1 protein-coding gene is annotated in these 526 nt (G+C 68.3%); it reads right to left on the reverse strand.

The genetic code is table 11. The annotated features are described in order from the left end of the window. Window positions 1-476: 5-formyltetrahydrofolate cyclo-ligase (locus VA602_RS00535; protein WP_323452170.1), on the reverse strand; the 476-nt coding region annotated here is incomplete at its 3' end. Window positions 477-526: the final 50 nt, after the last annotated feature.

Consider the following 526-nt stretch of genomic DNA (forward strand, 5'->3'; position numbering starts at 1 on the left):
TTGCGCCGCCCCTGATAGGCCAGGCTGCGATCATAGAAGCCGCCGCCCATCCCCAGCCGTCCGCCCACTTCATCGAAACCCACCAGTGGCAGCAGGATCAGGTCGAGCGACCAGACCGGCCGCTGACGCTTGCGCTCGATGACCGGGTCAGGAATGCGGAAGCGATTACGTCGCAGTTTTTCGCCCTGTTCGAAGCGTTGGAACACCATGCGCGTGCGCGGCCAGGCATGCAGCACTGGCAGGTAGGTGCGCTTGCCGCGCCGCTGGGCTTCGCGCAGTAGCAGGCGTGGGTCGATCTCGCCGTCGTTGGGCAGGTACAGGGCGATATGCCGCGCGCGGCGAAACAGCGGGTGCTGGGCCAGGTGCCGGTACAGTCCGACGGCGGCCTGGCGTTGCTGGGCGGGCGTCAACGCGCGTCGTGCGTTGCGCAGCACGCGGCGAAGTTGTGGGCGGGTGAGCGGCACGGTGTCGGTCATGGCACAGGCGATCCCGGATGCTGGCCGCCGACGGCGGCGGCACAAACGAA

Origin of the sequence: Pseudomonas machongensis (assembly GCF_034961125.1) — a bacterium.
Lineage (GTDB): Bacteria > Pseudomonadota > Gammaproteobacteria > Pseudomonadales > Pseudomonadaceae > Aquipseudomonas > Aquipseudomonas machongensis.